14 protein-coding genes are annotated in these 15149 nt (G+C 63.9%); 7 read left to right on the plus strand and 7 right to left on the minus strand.

Translation table 11 applies throughout. The features are described 5' to 3' along the window. The first annotated feature begins 27 nt into the window (after positions 1–27). From FJ943_RS28840 to kynU, 3 genes are read left to right on the plus strand one after another with little or no spacing between them, the layout of a single operon-like run. Positions 28–807 carry an ABC transporter ATP-binding protein gene (locus FJ943_RS28840; RefSeq protein ID WP_140726986.1) on the plus strand — a complete coding sequence of 260 codons (780 nt, stop codon included), beginning with the start codon at positions 28–30 and terminating at the stop codon, positions 805–807. Between the two features lie 5 nt (positions 808–812). After that, positions 813–1736, plus strand: a complete 924-nt coding sequence (locus FJ943_RS28845; protein ID WP_140726989.1) for an ABC transporter permease — start codon at positions 813–815, stop codon at positions 1734–1736. Positions 1737–1783: 47 nt separating this feature from the next. Further along, positions 1784–3031: a kynureninase gene (gene kynU, locus FJ943_RS28850; RefSeq protein ID WP_140727037.1), complete on the plus strand. Its 1248-nt coding sequence runs from the start codon at positions 1784–1786 to the stop codon at positions 3029–3031. A 63-nt stretch (positions 3032–3094) separates the two neighbouring features. On the opposite strand, the gene kynA is transcribed toward kynU, so the two are convergent. Both kynA and FJ943_RS28860 read right to left on the minus strand, forming a co-directional pair. Then, a complete protein-coding gene (gene kynA / locus FJ943_RS28855) occupies positions 3095–3931 on the minus strand; it encodes a tryptophan 2,3-dioxygenase (RefSeq protein ID WP_140726992.1) in 837 nt (278 codons plus the stop codon). Next, positions 3928–5553: an AMP-binding protein gene (locus tag FJ943_RS28860; RefSeq protein WP_140726995.1), complete on the minus strand. Its 1626-nt coding sequence runs from the start codon at positions 5551–5553 to the stop codon at positions 3928–3930. The genes kynA and FJ943_RS28860 overlap by 4 nt, the downstream gene beginning before the upstream one ends. A gap of 310 nt (positions 5554–5863) precedes the next feature. On the opposite strand from FJ943_RS28860, the gene FJ943_RS28865 reads away from it, so the two are divergent. Then, on the plus strand, positions 5864–6694 hold the full coding sequence (locus FJ943_RS28865; protein ID WP_140726998.1) for an alpha/beta hydrolase: 831 nt from the start codon (positions 5864–5866) through the stop codon (positions 6692–6694). A gap of 32 nt (positions 6695–6726) precedes the next feature. Here the strand turns inward: FJ943_RS28865 and glp are convergent, their stop codons facing one another. The 5 genes from glp to FJ943_RS28890 all read right to left on the minus strand — a co-directional run bounded on the left by glp (position 6727) and on the right by FJ943_RS28890 (position 12229). Then, positions 6727–7932, minus strand: coding sequence for a gephyrin-like molybdotransferase Glp (gene glp, locus FJ943_RS28870; RefSeq protein ID WP_140727001.1), 1206 nt, complete (start codon positions 7930–7932; stop codon positions 6727–6729). After that, complete coding sequence (gene moaC / locus FJ943_RS28875) at positions 7932–8414, minus strand: cyclic pyranopterin monophosphate synthase MoaC (protein WP_140718001.1); 483 nt, start codon at positions 8412–8414, stop codon at positions 7932–7934. Before moaC ends, glp begins: the two co-directional genes overlap by 1 nt. Positions 8415–8480: 66 nt before the next feature. After that, positions 8481–9326 carry an indole-3-glycerol phosphate synthase TrpC gene (gene trpC, locus FJ943_RS28880; protein WP_015317808.1) on the minus strand — a complete coding sequence of 282 codons (846 nt, stop codon included), beginning with the start codon at positions 9324–9326 and terminating at the stop codon, positions 8481–8483. A gap of 3 nt (positions 9327–9329) precedes the next feature. Continuing rightward, positions 9330–10340: an anthranilate phosphoribosyltransferase gene (gene trpD, locus FJ943_RS28885; RefSeq protein ID WP_140727004.1), complete on the minus strand. Its 1011-nt coding sequence runs from the start codon at positions 10338–10340 to the stop codon at positions 9330–9332. Beyond that, entirely contained in the window at positions 10337–12229 is a 1893-nt protein-coding gene (locus FJ943_RS28890; RefSeq protein WP_140727007.1) for a SurA N-terminal domain-containing protein, read from the minus strand. The genes trpD and FJ943_RS28890 overlap by 4 nt, the downstream gene beginning before the upstream one ends. 143 nt (positions 12230–12372) lie before the next feature. On the opposite strand from FJ943_RS28890, the gene tpiA reads away from it, so the two are divergent. The 3 genes from tpiA (at position 12373) to FJ943_RS28905 (ending at position 15127) form a co-directional block, all read left to right on the plus strand. After that, positions 12373–13143 carry a triose-phosphate isomerase gene (gene tpiA / locus FJ943_RS28895; protein ID WP_015317811.1) on the plus strand — a complete coding sequence of 257 codons (771 nt, stop codon included), beginning with the start codon at positions 12373–12375 and terminating at the stop codon, positions 13141–13143. A 167-nt stretch (positions 13144–13310) separates the two neighbouring features. Continuing rightward, positions 13311–13787, plus strand: coding sequence for a preprotein translocase subunit SecG (secG, locus tag FJ943_RS28900; RefSeq protein ID WP_140727010.1), 477 nt, complete (start codon positions 13311–13313; stop codon positions 13785–13787). Between the two features lie 209 nt (positions 13788–13996). Further along, positions 13997–15127, plus strand: a complete 1131-nt coding sequence (locus tag FJ943_RS28905) for a L,D-transpeptidase (protein ID WP_015317813.1) — start codon at positions 13997–13999, stop codon at positions 15125–15127. Positions 15128–15149 lie beyond the last annotated feature (22 nt).

Here is a 15149-nt window from a genome sequence, read left to right on the forward strand (position 1 = left end):
CCGTCATCCCGAGGTCAGGGAGGAACGATGCTCGAGATTCGATCCGCGCGCAAAGTGTTCTACAAGGGCCAGGCCGACGAGAAGGTCGCGCTGGATGGTCTCAGCCTGTCCTTGGCCACGGGAGAGTTCGGCATCGTCATCGGCTCAAACGGGGCCGGCAAGAGCAGCATGCTAAACGCCATTTCCGGCGCCCTGATCCTCGATTCCGGCCAGATCCTGATCAACGGCGCCGACGTGACTGCAATGCCGGTGCACAAGCGCGCCGCGAAACTGGCGCGCGTGTTCCAGGACCCGATGCGCGGCACCGCCGCCAGCATGACGGTTGCGGAAAACATGCTGCTGGCCGATTTGCGCAGCCAAAAGCGCACCTTGCGCCCGGGGCTGAACACCACCCGGCTTGCGTCCTACAGGGAACGCCTGTCGATACTGGGTCTCGGTTTGGAAAATCGTCTCGACACGCGCGTCGACCTGCTCTCGGGCGGGCAGCGGCAATCCTTGTCGCTGATCATGGCGGTCGGTGGATCGCCGGACTTGCTGCTGCTCGACGAGCATACCGCGGCCCTCGACCCGCGCACGGCCGAAATCGTCATGCAAGCGACGGTTCGCGCCGTCAACGCGCTGAAACTGACGACTTTGATGGTGACCCACAACATGCAGCACGCCGTCGACCATGGCAGCCGGGTGATCATGCTCGATGCGGGCCGGGTGCTCCTGGAAGTTGCCGGGCAGGAGAAGGCGAGGGTCACGGTTATCGATCTGATCGGCCATTTCTCGGTCAAGACCGATCGCATGTTGCTGGCGAGCTGATCATCATGGGTTTTGTTGGGGACGTTCTCACCAGCTTCGTCGCGATCATGCCGGTCACCCTGGCGCAAAGCCTGATCCTGGCCTTTGTCGTGCTCGGGATCATGATCCCGTTTCGCATGCTGAATTTTCCCGATCTCACCAGCGAAGGCGCCTTTCCGCTGGGCGGCTGCGTCTGCGGCGTTCTCCTTGCCGCCGGCGCATCGCCGCTGATGGGCATCGCTGCCGCCCTTGTCGCCGGCTTTGCGGCGGGCTGCTGCACCGCCTTCATCCATCTGCGCTTCCGCATCCACACGCTGCTTGCGGGCATCCTGATGATGACGATGCTCTACAGCATCAACCTTCGCATTATGGGCAAGTCCAACCTGTCCGTCTTTGGTTCGCCCTCGGTGTTCGACTGGGTGCCGTTCGCGCGGCCGGGTTTCCCCGCCAGCAAGATCGTCGTCGCGGGTCTCCTCGCGCTTGTCGCCTTCATGCTGCTCTACATGTTCTTCAGGACCGAGAAGGGGACCGCCGTGCGCGCCGTGGGCGCCAATCCTGACATGGCCGAAGCGCAAGGCATCAATGTCTGGGCCGCGACCATAGGCGGTGTCGGGCTGGCCAGCGCTTTTTCGGCGTCAAGCGGTGCGCTGATGGTGCAGTCGCAAGGGTTCGCCGACGTCAATATGGGCCTGGGAATTCTCATCAACGGCCTTGCCGCGCTGATGATCGGCGAAGCCGTCGTCGGCAAGCAGACGGTGTGGCGGCAATTGCTGGCGCCCTTCGCCGGCGCGATCATCTACTACCAGCTGGTGTCGTTCTGCCTTGCGGCCGGCATGCCGCCGCCTGACCTGAAGCTTGCCACGGGCCTGTTCGTACTGGCCATGCTTGCCTTGCCCAGCCTCAAGCGCAGCCGGGGGTCCGCACCGGTTCGCGAAGCGATTCGTGAGTAACCGGCGTGAATGACCAAGGCGTGAATAACCAAGGAATGTCACAAATGATGCCTGCAACGCTCGATCTCGCAGCCGTCGAAGCCATGGATGCGGCGGACCCGCTGCGTGCCATGCGCGACCGGTTCATCTTGCCGGAAGGCGTGATCTATCTCGACGGCAATTCACTCGGCGCCGCGGCACCCGCCGTCTTCGACGAGCTGCGGAAGGCCGCGACCCAGGAGTGGGCGCAGGATCTGATCCGTGCCTGGAACACTGCCGGCTGGTTCGACATGCCGGTCGCGCTCGGCGACCAACTGGGGCGGCTGATCGGCGCGGCGGCCGGCCAGACGGTGGTCTGCGATACGACCTCGATCAACCTCTACAAGGTGCTGCATGCCGCACTCGGCATGCGGCCGGACCGCTCGGTCATCGTCGCCGAGGGCGACAGCTTTCCAACCGATCTCTACATGGCCGAAGGCGTGGCCTCGACGCGCCCCGGCACGGTGTTGCGGCTTGAGGGCGTTGATGCGCCGACCATTGAGGAGCTCATCGACGAGCGCGTTGCGGTCATCCTGGTCAACCACGTCAACTACAAGTCCGGCCAGCTGCGCGACATGGCGGCACTGACATGCAAGGCCCATCAGGTCGGAGCGCTGATCGTCTGGGATCTCTGCCACACCGCCGGCGCGCTGCCTGTCGAGCTCGACAGCGCCAATGCCGATTTCGCCATCGGCTGCACCTACAAATATCTCAATGGCGGCCCGGGCGCGCCGGCCTTCATCTACGCCGCCGAGCGTCATCACGATAAAGTCCAGCAGCCGCTCAGCGGTTGGTGGGGCCATGCGCGGCCCTTCGCCTTCGAGCAGGGTTATGCGGCCGGCAGCGGTATCCGCCGGTTCCTGTGCGGCACGCAGCCGGTGTTATCGATGCGGTCGCTGAAGGGGGCGCTGGATATCTGGGACGATGTCGACATGGCGACGGTGCGCAAGAAGAGCATCGCGCTCGCCGACCTGTTCATCCAGCTCGTCGAGACCAGATGCGGCGCCTACGGCCTGGAGCTGGAAAGCCCGCGCGACGGCAATCAGCGTGGCAGCCAGGTGTCCTTCCTCCATCCCAACGGTTACCAGGTGATGCGGGCCTTGATCGAGCGCGGTGTGATCGGCGATTTCCGAGCGCCGTCGACGATCCGCTTCGGCTTCACCCCGCTCTATGTCGGCTACGCCGATGTTTGGCAGGCGGTCGAGGTGCTGGAAGATATCCTGCGCACTGGCGCCTGGCAGGATGCACGCTTCGCGGTCAAGACGGCAGTGACCTGAAGCCGGCGCGAAGTCGGGAAAAGTGTGACACGGTTTCCCACAGGAATTGCGTCAGACGAGAGTTCAGAGCCGGGTGCGAACCGTCCACAGTTCCGGAAACAGGACGACTTCGAGCATCTTCTTGAGATAGGAGGCGCCCGACGTGCCGCCGGTGCCGCGCTTCAGGCCGATGATGCGCTCGACGGTGGTGACGTGGTTGAAGCGCCAGCGGCGGAAATAGTCCTCGAAGTCGACCAGCTTCTCGGCCAGTTCATAAAACATCCAGTAGCGCTGCGGATCGCGGTACACCGTCTGCCAGGCGACCAGGACTTCTTCGTTCTCGGTCCGCGTCTCGCGCCAATCCGTGCGCTTTGCGTCCGCCCCGATGTCGAAGCCATTGCGGGCCAGAAGCAGCAGCGCTTCATCGTAGAGCGACGGCTCGGCCAGGATCGCCTCCAGCTTCTGGCTGAGGTCCGGCCGGTGCTTGTGCGGCCCGAGCATGGCGAGGTTGCGGTTACCGGCCATGAACTCGATGGCGCGATACTGCCAGGACTGGAAACCCGAGGACTGGCCGAGCGCGTCGCGGAACTCGGTGTATTCGCTGGGCGTCATCGTGCGCAGCACGTCCCAGGCATTGTTCAACTGCTCGAAAATGCGGGCGACACGCGACAGCATCTTAAAGCTCGGTTCGAGGCGGTCGGCACGGATCGAGCGGATCGCCGCGCCAATCTCGTGCAAAGCGAGTTTCATCCACAATTCCGATGTCTGGTGCTGGATGATGAACAGCATTTCGTCATGCGCCGAGGACAGCGGTGTCTGGGCCTCCAGCACTTTCTCCAGGTGCAGATAGTCGCTGTAGGACATGCGCTCCTTGAACGACATCTCTGCGCCTTCAGAGGCCGGATCGTAAGGCTCGCTCAATTGATCTTCTCCGTGCGCAGCCGAAACCGCTGGATCTTGCCGGTCTGGGTCTTCGGCAGAGCGGCGATGAATTTGACCGATCGGGGATATTTGTAGGGCGCGATGGCTGCCTTGACGTGGTCCTGCAGGCGCTTGACGGTCATTGCGTCTGGCGGGACACCTTGCACCAGTACGACATGCGCCTCGACGATCTGGCCGCGCTCGCCATCCTCGGCACCGATGACCGCGCATTCGGCGACATCGGGATGCGACAGCAGCGCCGCTTCGACCTCGGGTCCGGCGATGTTGTAGCCGGCGCTGACGATCATGTCGTCGGAACGCGCGGCGAAGTGGAAGAAGCCGTCCTCATCCTGCGTGAAGGTATCGCCGGTGAGGTTCCAGCCATCGCGCACATAGTCCTTCTGCCTGTCATCGGCCATGTAGCGGCAGCCGGTCGGCCCGCGCACCGCCAGCCGTCCGGTCTCGCCACGCGGCACCTCGCGCATCTCCTCGTCGACGATGCGCGCCTCGTAACCGCCCACCGGCTTGCCCGTCGAAGCGGGCTTCCTGTCGTCAAAGCGGTTGGAGATGAAGATGTGCAGCATTTCGGTGGCGCCGATGCCGTCAAGGATAGGCTTGCCGGTCTTTCGCGTCCACTCTTCGAAGACCGGGGCCGGCAAGGTCTCGCCGGCCGAGACGGCAACGCGCAATGATGACAGATCGGCGCCTTCGTCCATGGCCTTCAGCATGGCCCGGTAGGCGGTCGGCGCGGTGAAGGAAATGGTCGCTTTGTAGGTCTCGATGATGTGGACCATGTTGGGTGGCGTCGCCTGTTCCAGAAGCGTTGCCGCCGCGCCGAAGCGCAGGGGGAAGATGGCAAGCCCGCCAAGGCCGAAAGTGAAGGCGAGCGGCGGCGAGCCGACGAAGATGTCGTCGGGCGTCACCTGCAGGACTTCACGGGCGTAGGCATCGGCGATGATCAGCAGGTCGCGGTGGAAATGCATCGTCGCCTTCGGCACGCCGGTCGTGCCCGAAGTGAAGCCGAGCAGGGCGACATCGTCGCGGCCGGTGCTGACGGCGGTGAAGGTAACCGGCTTGTCGAGGGCGGCGCGGTCGAGCTCGGCGTCATGGTTGGCGGTGCCGTCGAAGCCGATCACCTGCTTCAGGAACGCGCTGTCCTTGGCGCAGGCGGTCATCTCGTCCATCAGCCTGGTGTCGCAGAGCGCGGTCGTGATCTCGGCCTTGTCGACGATCTTGGTGAGTTCACCGGCGCGCAACATCGGCATGGTGTTGACGACGACAGCACCGACCTTGGTGGCGGCCAGCCAGCAGGCGACCATTGCCGGGTTGTTGGCGGAGCGGATCAGCACCCGGTTGCCCGGCTCGACGCCGTAGTTCTCGACCAGCGCATGGGCGAGCCGGCTCGTCCAGTCGGACAGTTCCTTGTAGGTGCGGCGGCGGCCATTGCCGATCAGCGCGGTGTGGTCACCAAGGCCCTTCTCGACGAGCCTGTCGGTCAATTCGACACCGGCATTGAGGTGTTCTGGATAGTCGAAGCCGTCGAGCAGGAAGTCGGGCCATTGCTCGGGCGGCGGCAGATTATCGCGGGTGAACGTGTCGGTATGCGCTGAAGGCCCAAGCATGTCGCCGCTGTCCCTGTCTGCCGCCTGGCAGTGTGCGTGGCACCTGGCCGGCGGCGGTGGATCTGAATTCCTGTCTCTCGCGGAAGGCTTCGTGCGGCCGGCTACACCCTTGTCGACATGTCACCGGAAAGGTGACCATCGGCGGGTTCGGACGGCACAGCGGACCTCCCATTTTGTCGGCTGTTCCGAAGGCAGGATCGCACCAGTCGAAATTTGTTTCAAGCCTAAAATGTTTCATCCCAAAACCTTGACGCACGGCCTGGTGGCGGCCATTGCTAGCACTGAGACGATGCTTTTGGGGAGGGTGCCGATGCTCGACCATCGCATTGCCGATTGGGACAATGCCTATGCCAACGGCGCGAATATTGCCGGCAGCGACCGGTGGCCGGCCGCCTGGTCGGAACCAGCGCAAGCGTTCCGTGACGCACTGTCGGGGGAGGGCCGGGCACGGTTCGACATCGCGTATGGCGATCGGCCGCGCAACCGGTTCGACCTTTTCCTGCCGGAGGCTACGCCCAAGGGGCTCGTCGTGTTCATCCATGGGGGCTACTGGCTGGAGTCCGACAAAAGCGGCTGGTCGCATCTCGCCAAGGGCGCGGTCGGCAACGGCTTTGCCGTGGTTATGCCTTCTTACACGCTCTGCCCGGACATCCGCATTGCCGGCATTGTCAGCGAAATCGGGGCGGCGATCGGCAAAGCGGCGGCAATGGTCGGGGGACCGCTGATGTTGACCGGACATTCGGCCGGTGGACATCTCGCCAGCCGCATGGTGACCACAACCACACCGCTCGCCACCGATGTCGTGCGGCGCATACGCCACGTCGTTTCGATTTCCGGCTTGCATGATTTGCGCCCGCTGATGCGCACCGGCATGAACGCCGTGCTGAAAATCGATGAGCATGAGGCGCTGACGGAAAGCCCGGCACTGCTGCGGCCAATCGATGGTGCCCGCATCACCTGCTGGGCCGGCGGCGGCGAGCGCTCGGAGTTCCTGCGACAGAATGCGTTGCTGGCCAACATCTGGACCGGGCTTGGCGCCACCACCAGTGCCGTGGTCGAGCCCGACCGGCATCACTACGATGTAGTTGATGGCCTGGCCGATCCGGCGCATGCATTGACGCGGACCTTGATCTCGGAATAAGCCCTGTGATCAGTAAGTTATTACGAAATACTTCAGCGCAACATCAGAACGCTGCAAGCGTCGCCCGCAGCGGATGCAGGGGCAAAAGGCGCGCGAACGACCAGTCCGTTGGCATCGGCCAGCATCCTCAGCATCGAGGAATCCTGGATGCCGAACGGCGTCGCCACCAGTTCGCCGTCATCCTCCCTGACCACCGCCCTCACATAATCCTGGCGCAGGTCATTGGCCGCCATTGCGGCGCCCAGCCGTGCCGGGCGGATATCCTGACGATGGTCGCGACCGCCCAGCCTTGCCAGAAGCGGCTTCAGGAACAATTGCGAGCAGACCAGGCTTGCTACCGGATTACCGGGCAGGCCGATGCATCTGATATCGCCGAGGCGCCCGAACATCAGCGGCTTGCCGGGACGCATGGCGATCTTCCAGAAGCCGAGCGTCATGCCTTCGCCGGTCAGCACGTCATGGATCAGGTCGTGGTCGCCGACCGATGCGCCGCCCAGCGTGACGATGACATCGGCACCCGCCGCGACCGCTTTCCTGACCAGGCCGGCGATATCGTCCTTGCGGTCGGCGGCGATCCCGAGATCGAGCGCACAGGCACCGATCGATTGTGCCGCCGCGGCGACGCCATAGGCGTTGGACGAAATAATCTGGTCGGGCCCGAGTTCGCTGCCGGGCGGCAACAACTCGTCACCGGTGGCGATGATGGCGACCAGCGGCCGTTTCACCACGCTTACTCGGGGATGATTGGCCGATGCCGCCAGCGACAGTGCCGCCGGGTCGAGCACGCGCCCGGTCTCCAGCAGCACGTCGCCCCTGGAAAAATCGAGGCCGACGCGGCGAATGTTACGCCACACGGCGGTGGGCTCGATCACTTCGATGTTGCCGCCGCCGAGATCCCGGACGTTTTCCTGGATGACGATGGTGTCGGCGCCGTCAGGCAGCGGTGCGCCGGTGAAGATACGCACTGCCTGTGCCTGGCCGACCGCGCCGTCAAAGCCGCGTCCGGCCGGCGCCATGCCGATCACCGAGAGTTTCGACGGCACCGACGCGACATCGGCGGCTCGCACCGCATAGCCGTCCATGGCCGAAGCGTTGAAGGGCGGCTGGGTGCGCAGCGCCATGACCGGTTCCGCCAGCACACGATCGATCGCCTCGATGAGCGGGACGCTTTCGCCGGCCAGCGGGACGGCGCCGTCGAGCAGGCGCTCGAGCGCGTCGGCGACCGGAACCAGTGCCATCAGAGCCCTGCCTTGTAGTCGCCGGACTTGCCGCCGGTCTTTTCGACCAGCCGTATGCCGGAGATGACCATGGCGCGGTCAACCGCCTTGGCCATGTCGTAAATGGTCAGGCAGGCCACCGAGGCTGCCGTCAATGCTTCCATTTCGACGCCGGTCTTGCCGGTGACGCGTGCAAGGGCGGTGACCTTCAGGCCGGGCAGAGTATGGTCAGGCTCTATGTCGACGGAAACCTTGGTCAGCAGCAGGGGGTGGCAGAGCGGGATCAACTCATGGGTCTTCTTCGCTGCCATGATGCCGGCGATGCGCGCCGTGCCGAGCACATCGCCTTTTTTGGCATTGCCGGCGAGGATGGTCTTCAACGTCTCTGGCTGCATCGAGACGAAACCCTCGGCGATCGCGGTGCGCGTCGTCTCGTCCTTGCCGCCGACATCGACCATGTTGGCCTCGCCCTGTGCGCCAAGATGGGTGAGAGCGCCTGTCATCGTCAAATCGCCATAGAGCGACGTGCGTCCATTCGGACGCACAGAGTGCGCTCTGTCACTTTGACTCTATGCATCGTGCTCTCCGAAAATCGATTCCGATTTTCGACCCGCATCGGACGCCTTGCCCGTGAGCAGCGAGCGCGTTGCAGCGGTCACGTCCCGTTGGCGCATCAAGCTCTCGCCCACCAGGAAGGCCCCGATGTCCATCCTTTGCAGTCTAAGGCAATCGTCATGCGAGAAAATGCCGCTTTCGCTGACCAGCAAATGACCCCCCGGCACCATCGCCCGCAGCCGCTCCGACGTATCGAGGCTGGTCTCGAATGTCCGCAGATTGCGGTTGTTGATGCCGATCAATTGCGATGACAGTTTCAGCGCTCGCTCGGTCTCGGCTTCATCGTGCACCTCGATCAGGGCGTCCATGCCGAGCTCGAACGCGGTCGATTCGAGTTGGCTGGCCATGGCATCATCGACGCTGGCCATGATGATCAAAATGGCGTCCGCGCCCCAGGCGCGCGCCTCGTAGACCTGGTAGGGGTCGAACAGGAAATCCTTGCGCAGGGCGGGCAGCGTCACAGCGGCTCGCGCCTCGGTCAGAAACTCCGGTGCGCCCTGAAAGGAGGGCGCATCGGTCAGCACGGAAAGACAGGCCGCGCCGCCTTTTTCATAGGCCCTGGCCAGGCTCGGCGGATCGAAATCGGCACGGATCAGCCCTTTGGACGGACTTGCCTTCTTGATCTCGGCTATCAGTGCGAAGCCACCCGATCCGCGCTTGGCTTCGAGCGCGGCGAGGAACCCGCGCGGCGCGTCGGCGTCCTTCGCGCGCGCCTTGATCTCTGCCAGCGGCACGCTTGCCTTGGCGGCGGCGATCTCGTCGCGCTTGTAGACTTCGATCTTGCGCAGAATGTCAGACACGGTTCACCCGTTCGAAATCTCGACCAGCCGGTCGAGCACCTGCAGCGCCCGGCCGCTGTCGATGGCCTGTGCGGCGATGGCGATGCCGTCACCGAGCGTCGTCGCCTTGCCCGCAATCACCAGTCCGGCGCCGGCATTCATCAACACCGTGTCGCGATAGGCGCCGGCGGTGCCGCCCAGCATATCGCGCAAGGCCTTGGCATTGTAGGCGGCATCACCGCCACGCAACTCATCCTTGGTATGACGCTTCAGTCCAACCTCTTCCGGGGTCAGCGTGAAGCTGCGGATTTCGCCGCCGACCAGTTCGGCTACCTGTGTCTCGCCTGTGGTGGTGATCTCGTCATAACCATCGCCGTGGGCGACCCAGGCATGCTCGGTGCCGAGCGCCTTCAGCGTTTCGGCCACCGGCATGATCCATTCCGGCATGAACACGCCGACCATCTGCCGCCTGACGCTAGCCGGGTTCGAAAGCGGGCCGAGCAGGTTGAAGATGGTGCGCGTACCAAGCTCGCCACGAACCGGACCGACATGCTTCATCGCCGGATGGTGCGCTGGCGCGAACATGAAGCCGACGCCGGCTTCATGGATGCACTTGCCGATTAGCTCCGGCGCGATGTCGATCCTGACGCCAAGGGCAATCAGCACGTCGGCCGCGCCGGTCAGCGAGGACAGGCCGCGATTGCCGTGCTTGGCGACCGGCACGCCGCTGCCGGCAATGACAAAGGCGGAAGCCGTCGAGATGTTGACCGAGTGCGAATTATCGCCGCCGGTGCCGACGATGTCGATGGCGCCGTCAGGAGCATCGACGCGCAGCATCTTGGCGCGCATCGTGGCGACAGCGCCCGATATTTCGCTCACCGTCTCGCCGCGTACGCGCAACGCCATCAGGAAGCCGCCGATCTGCCCTGGGGTCGCATCGCCCGACATGATGATGTCGAAGGCCTCGCAGGCCTCCTCGAAGGCCAGTGCGGTGCCGGTCGCGACCTTGGCGATATGGGTTTTCAGCGCGCTCATCTTGTCGAGGCTTGGGCAACGGCGGCCTGGTCGACGCGGACGTCGTACTGCGTCTGCAACTGCGCCACCAACTGGTCGAGCAGGTCGTCGGACATGCCGGAGGTGAATGATTTCTGCGCGTCGTCCGGCACCGAGCTGGCGTCGGCGCCGGCCGGTTCGAACACTTCGGCGACCTTGAACAGGATCTGGCCGTCGCCGGTGGGCGAGGGGATCAATCCGGTGCCGCCTTCGCCGACGCCGAACATGACGGCGGCGCCTTCCTTGCCGAAATCGGCATCGTCGGCTTCGCGCTTCAAGCCGCGCTTGGTCTGCTTCTCCAGCTTGAGCTCGCCGGCGATGACGTCGAGCGTGGTGCCGGCCTTGAGGCGCTTCTCGAGTTCGTCCGCCTTGGCGGCGAGCCGCTTGGCGGTCTCGGCCGCCGTCCAGTCGGCGACAACCTTTTGGCGCACCTCATCAAGAGTGCGGTCGCGGGCCGGTGTGATCGAACCGACCTCATAGAAGACGAAGCCGTTGTCCGCCGTGGTCAGCGCCTCGTTTTCGGTGTTCGGTTCCGCATCGAAGACGGCCTTGATCAGCGCCGGCGATTCCGGCAGGTCCTTGACGATGGAGCCATCGGGCCTCAGGCCGTTGCGATCGATGGCGTCGATGGTGATGTCCTTAAGCTTCAATTTGGCGGCGGCATCGGCCAGCGAACTGCCCGATGCGCGGGTGTCTTCATAATTGTCGTGCACATCCAGAAGGATGCGGCTTGCCTCGCCCAGCGCCAGGTCCTTGCGGATCTGGTCCGACACTTCGGCGAGCGGCTTCACCACCTCGGGCTTGATCTCGGTCACGCGCAGCAGCACCGGACCGAAGGCGCCCTGCACGACCTGGCTGACTTCGTTGGCGTTGAGCGCGAAGGCGGCATCGGCAACCGCCTTGTCGGCGATCTTGTCCTTGGCGAGCGTGCCAAGCAGCGTGTCGGCCGGGGTCTTGCCCTCGGCGGTCACCAGCTTGTCGAAGGTAGCGCCGGCCTTGAGCGAATCGAGCGCCGCCTTGGCGGCATCCGGTGTCTTGAACACAAGCTGCTCGATGGTGCGCATTTCGGGCGTGGTGTAGCGTGACTTGTTCTTGTTGTAGTCGTCACTGACCTGCTGGTCGGTGACCGCGGTCGTATCCATTATGTCCGCCGGTTCGAGGCGAACATACGAGAATTTGCGGTATTCAGGTGCGGCGTAGCTCTTCTTGTTGGCCTCGAAATAGGCCTGAAGCACGCTGTCGCTCGGCGCCGCGATCGGCTCGACCAGCGCCTTCGGCAAAGTCAAATAGTCGACGGTGCGGTCTTCACCGCGGTAGAGCGCGACCGCCTTGAAGAACGTGTCGGGCGCCTTGAGGCCGTCCGAGACCGCCTCGACGATCTGCTGACGCACCGCCACCTGGGCACGGTTCTTCAGATAATCCTCGGGCCGCATGCCGATCTGGTGCAGCATGTAGTCGAATGTCCTTCGGTCGAACTGACCGCCAGGGCCCTTGAAGGCCGGGTCTTCGCGGGTGAGTTCGGCCAGCCGATCCTTGGAAAGGCCGAGGCCGAGCTTGCGTGCCTGCTCGTCGAGGACGGCACCGGAAACGAGTTGCGCCAGCACCTGGTTGTCGATGCCGAGCGCCTTTGCCTGTTCATGCGTGAGGCGCTGACCAAACTGCTGCGACATGACGGCGAGCTGGCGGTCATAGGCGAGGCGGTATTCGTTGATCGATACCTTGGTGCCGCCGGCCGTTATCACCGAATCGTGGCCCGCGAAGCCGCCCATCAGCCGTCCGGAGATGCCCCAGGCGGCGAAACTGACCACCAGCAGCGAAAGCAATGTCTTCGCGACCCAGGTACCCGCCGCGCTTCTCAATATACCAAGCATGGTTACTTCCGATTTATGCGCATTTTCGCATGCGCCGAGTCTGAACCAAGCGCAATAGCGCCCTTCCTGCCCACTGTCGATTGCTTTGTGGCCTGATTTTGGTAGTGAGGGCCAGAGCTTGATATCGCCCGGAGAAGCACACCATGACACCAGGAATTCGCCCGCTTGTCGCCGGCAACTGGAAAATGAACGGCACCAGCGCCTCGCTGAACGAGCTCAGGATGATCGGCAACGGTTTCATGAGCGGGCTCGACGCCGAGACCGAAGCGCTGGTCTGCGTTCCCGCGACGCTGCTTTCCCATGCCGCGGAGATTTTGTCGCGCACGCCGGTCCATGCCGGTGGCGAGGACTGCCATCCCAAGGAAAGCGGTGCCTATACCGGCTGTATCTCCGCGGAGATGCTGAAGGACGCAGGCGCCAGCCATGTCATTGTCGGCCATTCCGAATGCCGCGAGCAAAGCGGCGAGGACGATGCGACGGTCCAGGCCAAGGCCACCGCCGCCTGGCGGGCCGGGCTCGTGGCCATCGTGTGCATCGGCGAGACGCGGCAGGAGCGTGAGGCTGGAGCGACGCTGGAGGTGCTGTCGCGCCAGGTCGCCGGCTCGGTGCCGCCAAGCGCCACGCCATCGAACACCGTCATTGCCTATGAGCCGGTTTGGGCGATCGGCACCGGCCTGACGCCAACCGCGGCCGATGTGGCCGAGGCGCATGCGCATATCCGCGAAAAGCTGGCGGAAAAACTTGGGGCCGCCGCCGCCAGGATGCGCATCCTGTACGGTGGCTCGGTCAAGCCTTCCAATGCCGTTGAACTGCTGGGCGTCAGGAATGTCGACGGCGCGCTGGTCGGCGGTGCCAGCCTGAAAGCGGCTGATTTCCTGGGCATCGCCGAAGCCTATCGCAGCATTGCTGGCTGAGATTCGCGAGGATGGACGGGTCTCGTCCCGTCCAAATTCGTTGCAAAGAGGGCGTTGCTTCCCATATTCCGGCCACGGGCTTGGAAATGCCGTGAAAGCATTGTATTGAGCCGCCTCCAATTCACCGGCCGTGTCCGCGGCCGGGCAGGGCCTTGCCAGGATAAATTATGCAAACCGTACTGATCGTCATTCATCTCATGGTCGTGCTCGCCCTTGTCGGCGTGGTGCTGCTGCAGCGCTCCGAAGGCGGCGGTCTCGGCATTGGTGGCGGATCGGGCTTCATGACCGCGCGCGGCGCGGCCAACGCATTGACCCGGGCGACGGCGATCCTGGCGGCAGCGTTCTTTGTGACGTCGCTGACCTTGTCGATCATTGCCCGCTACGGCGAAAAGCCGATCGACATTCTCGATCGGGTTCCCGCGACCTCGGATGGCGCCGGCAAGGGCGTGCTCAACCAATTGCCGGGTACGGCCACGCCGGCACCCGCCGGCAGCACCACGCCGACGCCTCCGTCCGGCAACGACGCCGCGACAAAACCGCTGGCAACGGCCCCGGCCACCGCGCCCGCCGGCAGCACCACGCCGCCAGCGGCCAATGGAACCACCAACACCGCGCCGGCGTCGCCTCAGGTTCCGAACCAATAACCTTATGTTCTAAACCGCGATCTGTGTTCGTTTGAACACAGTCGCGGCAAATGCTGCGCAATCACGAAGATTCGACGGATCACGGCGCGGTCTCGCGCTTGAGGCATACGCGCTTATTCGACTATAGATTGCACGCGGCATTTTCGGCGTCCTTGGGGGACGCCGGGCGACGCCGTGGGCAACAAGCATTGAACGATCGGATCTTCGCCATGCAGCTTCGCAGCTTCATTTTCCTGGGACTTTGCGCCGCAATCGGCATAAGTTCCCCGGCCTCCGCCGCCATGCCGGCAAACATGGCCGCACAACAGTCGGTGTCGCTCGAAAAGACCGACGCCATCCCCGTCGCTGCCAAAAGCGATGCGACGCAGTTGAAGCTTCTCAAGAAGAAGAAAAACCCCACGCCGGAGGATCTTGCCCAGATCAAGAAGATCGAGGCCAAGATCGTTGCCGACAAGGAGGATGCCAAGGCCAAGGCGCTTGAGGCCAGGAAAATGGCGATGCGCGAGGCGGCCAAGGCCAGGGCTGACGCAGATCGGCAGGCGTTCCTGGCCAGCAAGGGCCAGAAAGCAGCGGCAACCGAAGTGGCCGATGCCAAGCCGGCCAAGAAGACCGTCAAGATCATCGAACCGATCGAACCTGTCACCCCGATCCCGGCGGCCGAGCCGATCCCAGCCGAGGCGATGAATGTCGCTTTGACGGGCAACAATGGCGAACTGCGCAGCGAGGTCGTCGGCGGCCAGAAGCAGTCAAGCGGCGGCCTGTTCGCGGGTCTGTTCGGTGGAACATCGTCTGGCTCATCGATCAGCTATCTGCCCGAGACACGCGCGCTCGACTCGGCACTTGCCCAGAAGAACGCCAAGAAGCCGTTCAAGGTGAAGCCGGAATTCGTGCCTCAGGACGTGGAATTCACCGGCTATGACGCCGGCACAATCGTCATCGACACCAGCGCTCGCCGACTCTACCTCGTCGAATCATCGACCACCGCACGCCGTTACGCCATCGCGGTCGGCCGCGAAGGCCTGCAGTTCAAGGGCACGGTCGCGGTCGGGGACAAGCAGGAGTGGCCGCGCTGGATCCCGACGCTCGACATGCAGAAGCGCGAGCCCAAGCACTACGGCCAGTACAAGGACGGCATGGCAGGCGGCGGCCAGAACCCGCTCGGCGCCCGCGCCATCTATCTCTACGATGGCAGGAAGGACACGCATCTGCGTATCCACGGCACCATCGCGCCGCAGTCGATCGGCACCAGCGCGTCCAATGGCTGCTTCCGCATGATGAACGAGCACGTCATGGATCTATACAGCCGCGTCCGGATCGGCACCAAAGTCGTCATCATCTGACGTTTCCGTCATCATGCCGAAG

This window comes from Mesorhizobium sp. B2-3-10 (assembly GCF_006442275.1).
GTDB classification, from domain to species: domain Bacteria; phylum Pseudomonadota; class Alphaproteobacteria; order Rhizobiales; family Rhizobiaceae; genus Mesorhizobium; species Mesorhizobium australicum.

What these genes read in the sequence shown, in the direction of transcription:
- FJ943_RS28840 (WP_140726986.1), top strand. Translation starts at nt 28, where the DNA reads ATGCTCGAGATTCGATCCGCGCGCAAAGTGTTCTACAAGGGCCAGGCC.
- FJ943_RS28845 (WP_140726989.1), top strand. Translation starts at nt 813, where the DNA reads ATGGGTTTTGTTGGGGACGTTCTCACCAGCTTCGTCGCGATCATGCCG.
- kynU (WP_140727037.1), top strand. Translation starts at nt 1,784, where the DNA reads ATGCCTGCAACGCTCGATCTCGCAGCCGTCGAAGCCATGGATGCGGCG.
- FJ943_RS28860 (WP_140726995.1), bottom strand. Translation starts at nt 5,553, where the DNA reads ATGCTTGGGCCTTCAGCGCATACCGACACGTTCACCCGCGATAATCTG.
- FJ943_RS28865 (WP_140726998.1), top strand. Translation starts at nt 5,864, where the DNA reads ATGCTCGACCATCGCATTGCCGATTGGGACAATGCCTATGCCAACGGC.
- glp (WP_140727001.1), bottom strand. Translation starts at nt 7,932, where the DNA reads ATGGCACTGGTTCCGGTCGCCGACGCGCTCGAGCGCCTGCTCGACGGC.
- moaC (WP_140718001.1), bottom strand. Translation starts at nt 8,414, where the DNA reads ATGACAGGCGCTCTCACCCATCTTGGCGCACAGGGCGAGGCCAACATG.
- trpD (WP_140727004.1), bottom strand. Translation starts at nt 10,340, where the DNA reads ATGAGCGCGCTGAAAACCCATATCGCCAAGGTCGCGACCGGCACCGCA.
- FJ943_RS28890 (WP_140727007.1), bottom strand. Translation starts at nt 12,229, where the DNA reads ATGCTTGGTATATTGAGAAGCGCGGCGGGTACCTGGGTCGCGAAGACA.
- tpiA (WP_015317811.1), top strand. Translation starts at nt 12,373, where the DNA reads ATGACACCAGGAATTCGCCCGCTTGTCGCCGGCAACTGGAAAATGAAC.
- secG (WP_140727010.1), top strand. Translation starts at nt 13,311, where the DNA reads ATGCAAACCGTACTGATCGTCATTCATCTCATGGTCGTGCTCGCCCTT.
- FJ943_RS28905 (WP_015317813.1), top strand. Translation starts at nt 13,997, where the DNA reads ATGCAGCTTCGCAGCTTCATTTTCCTGGGACTTTGCGCCGCAATCGGC.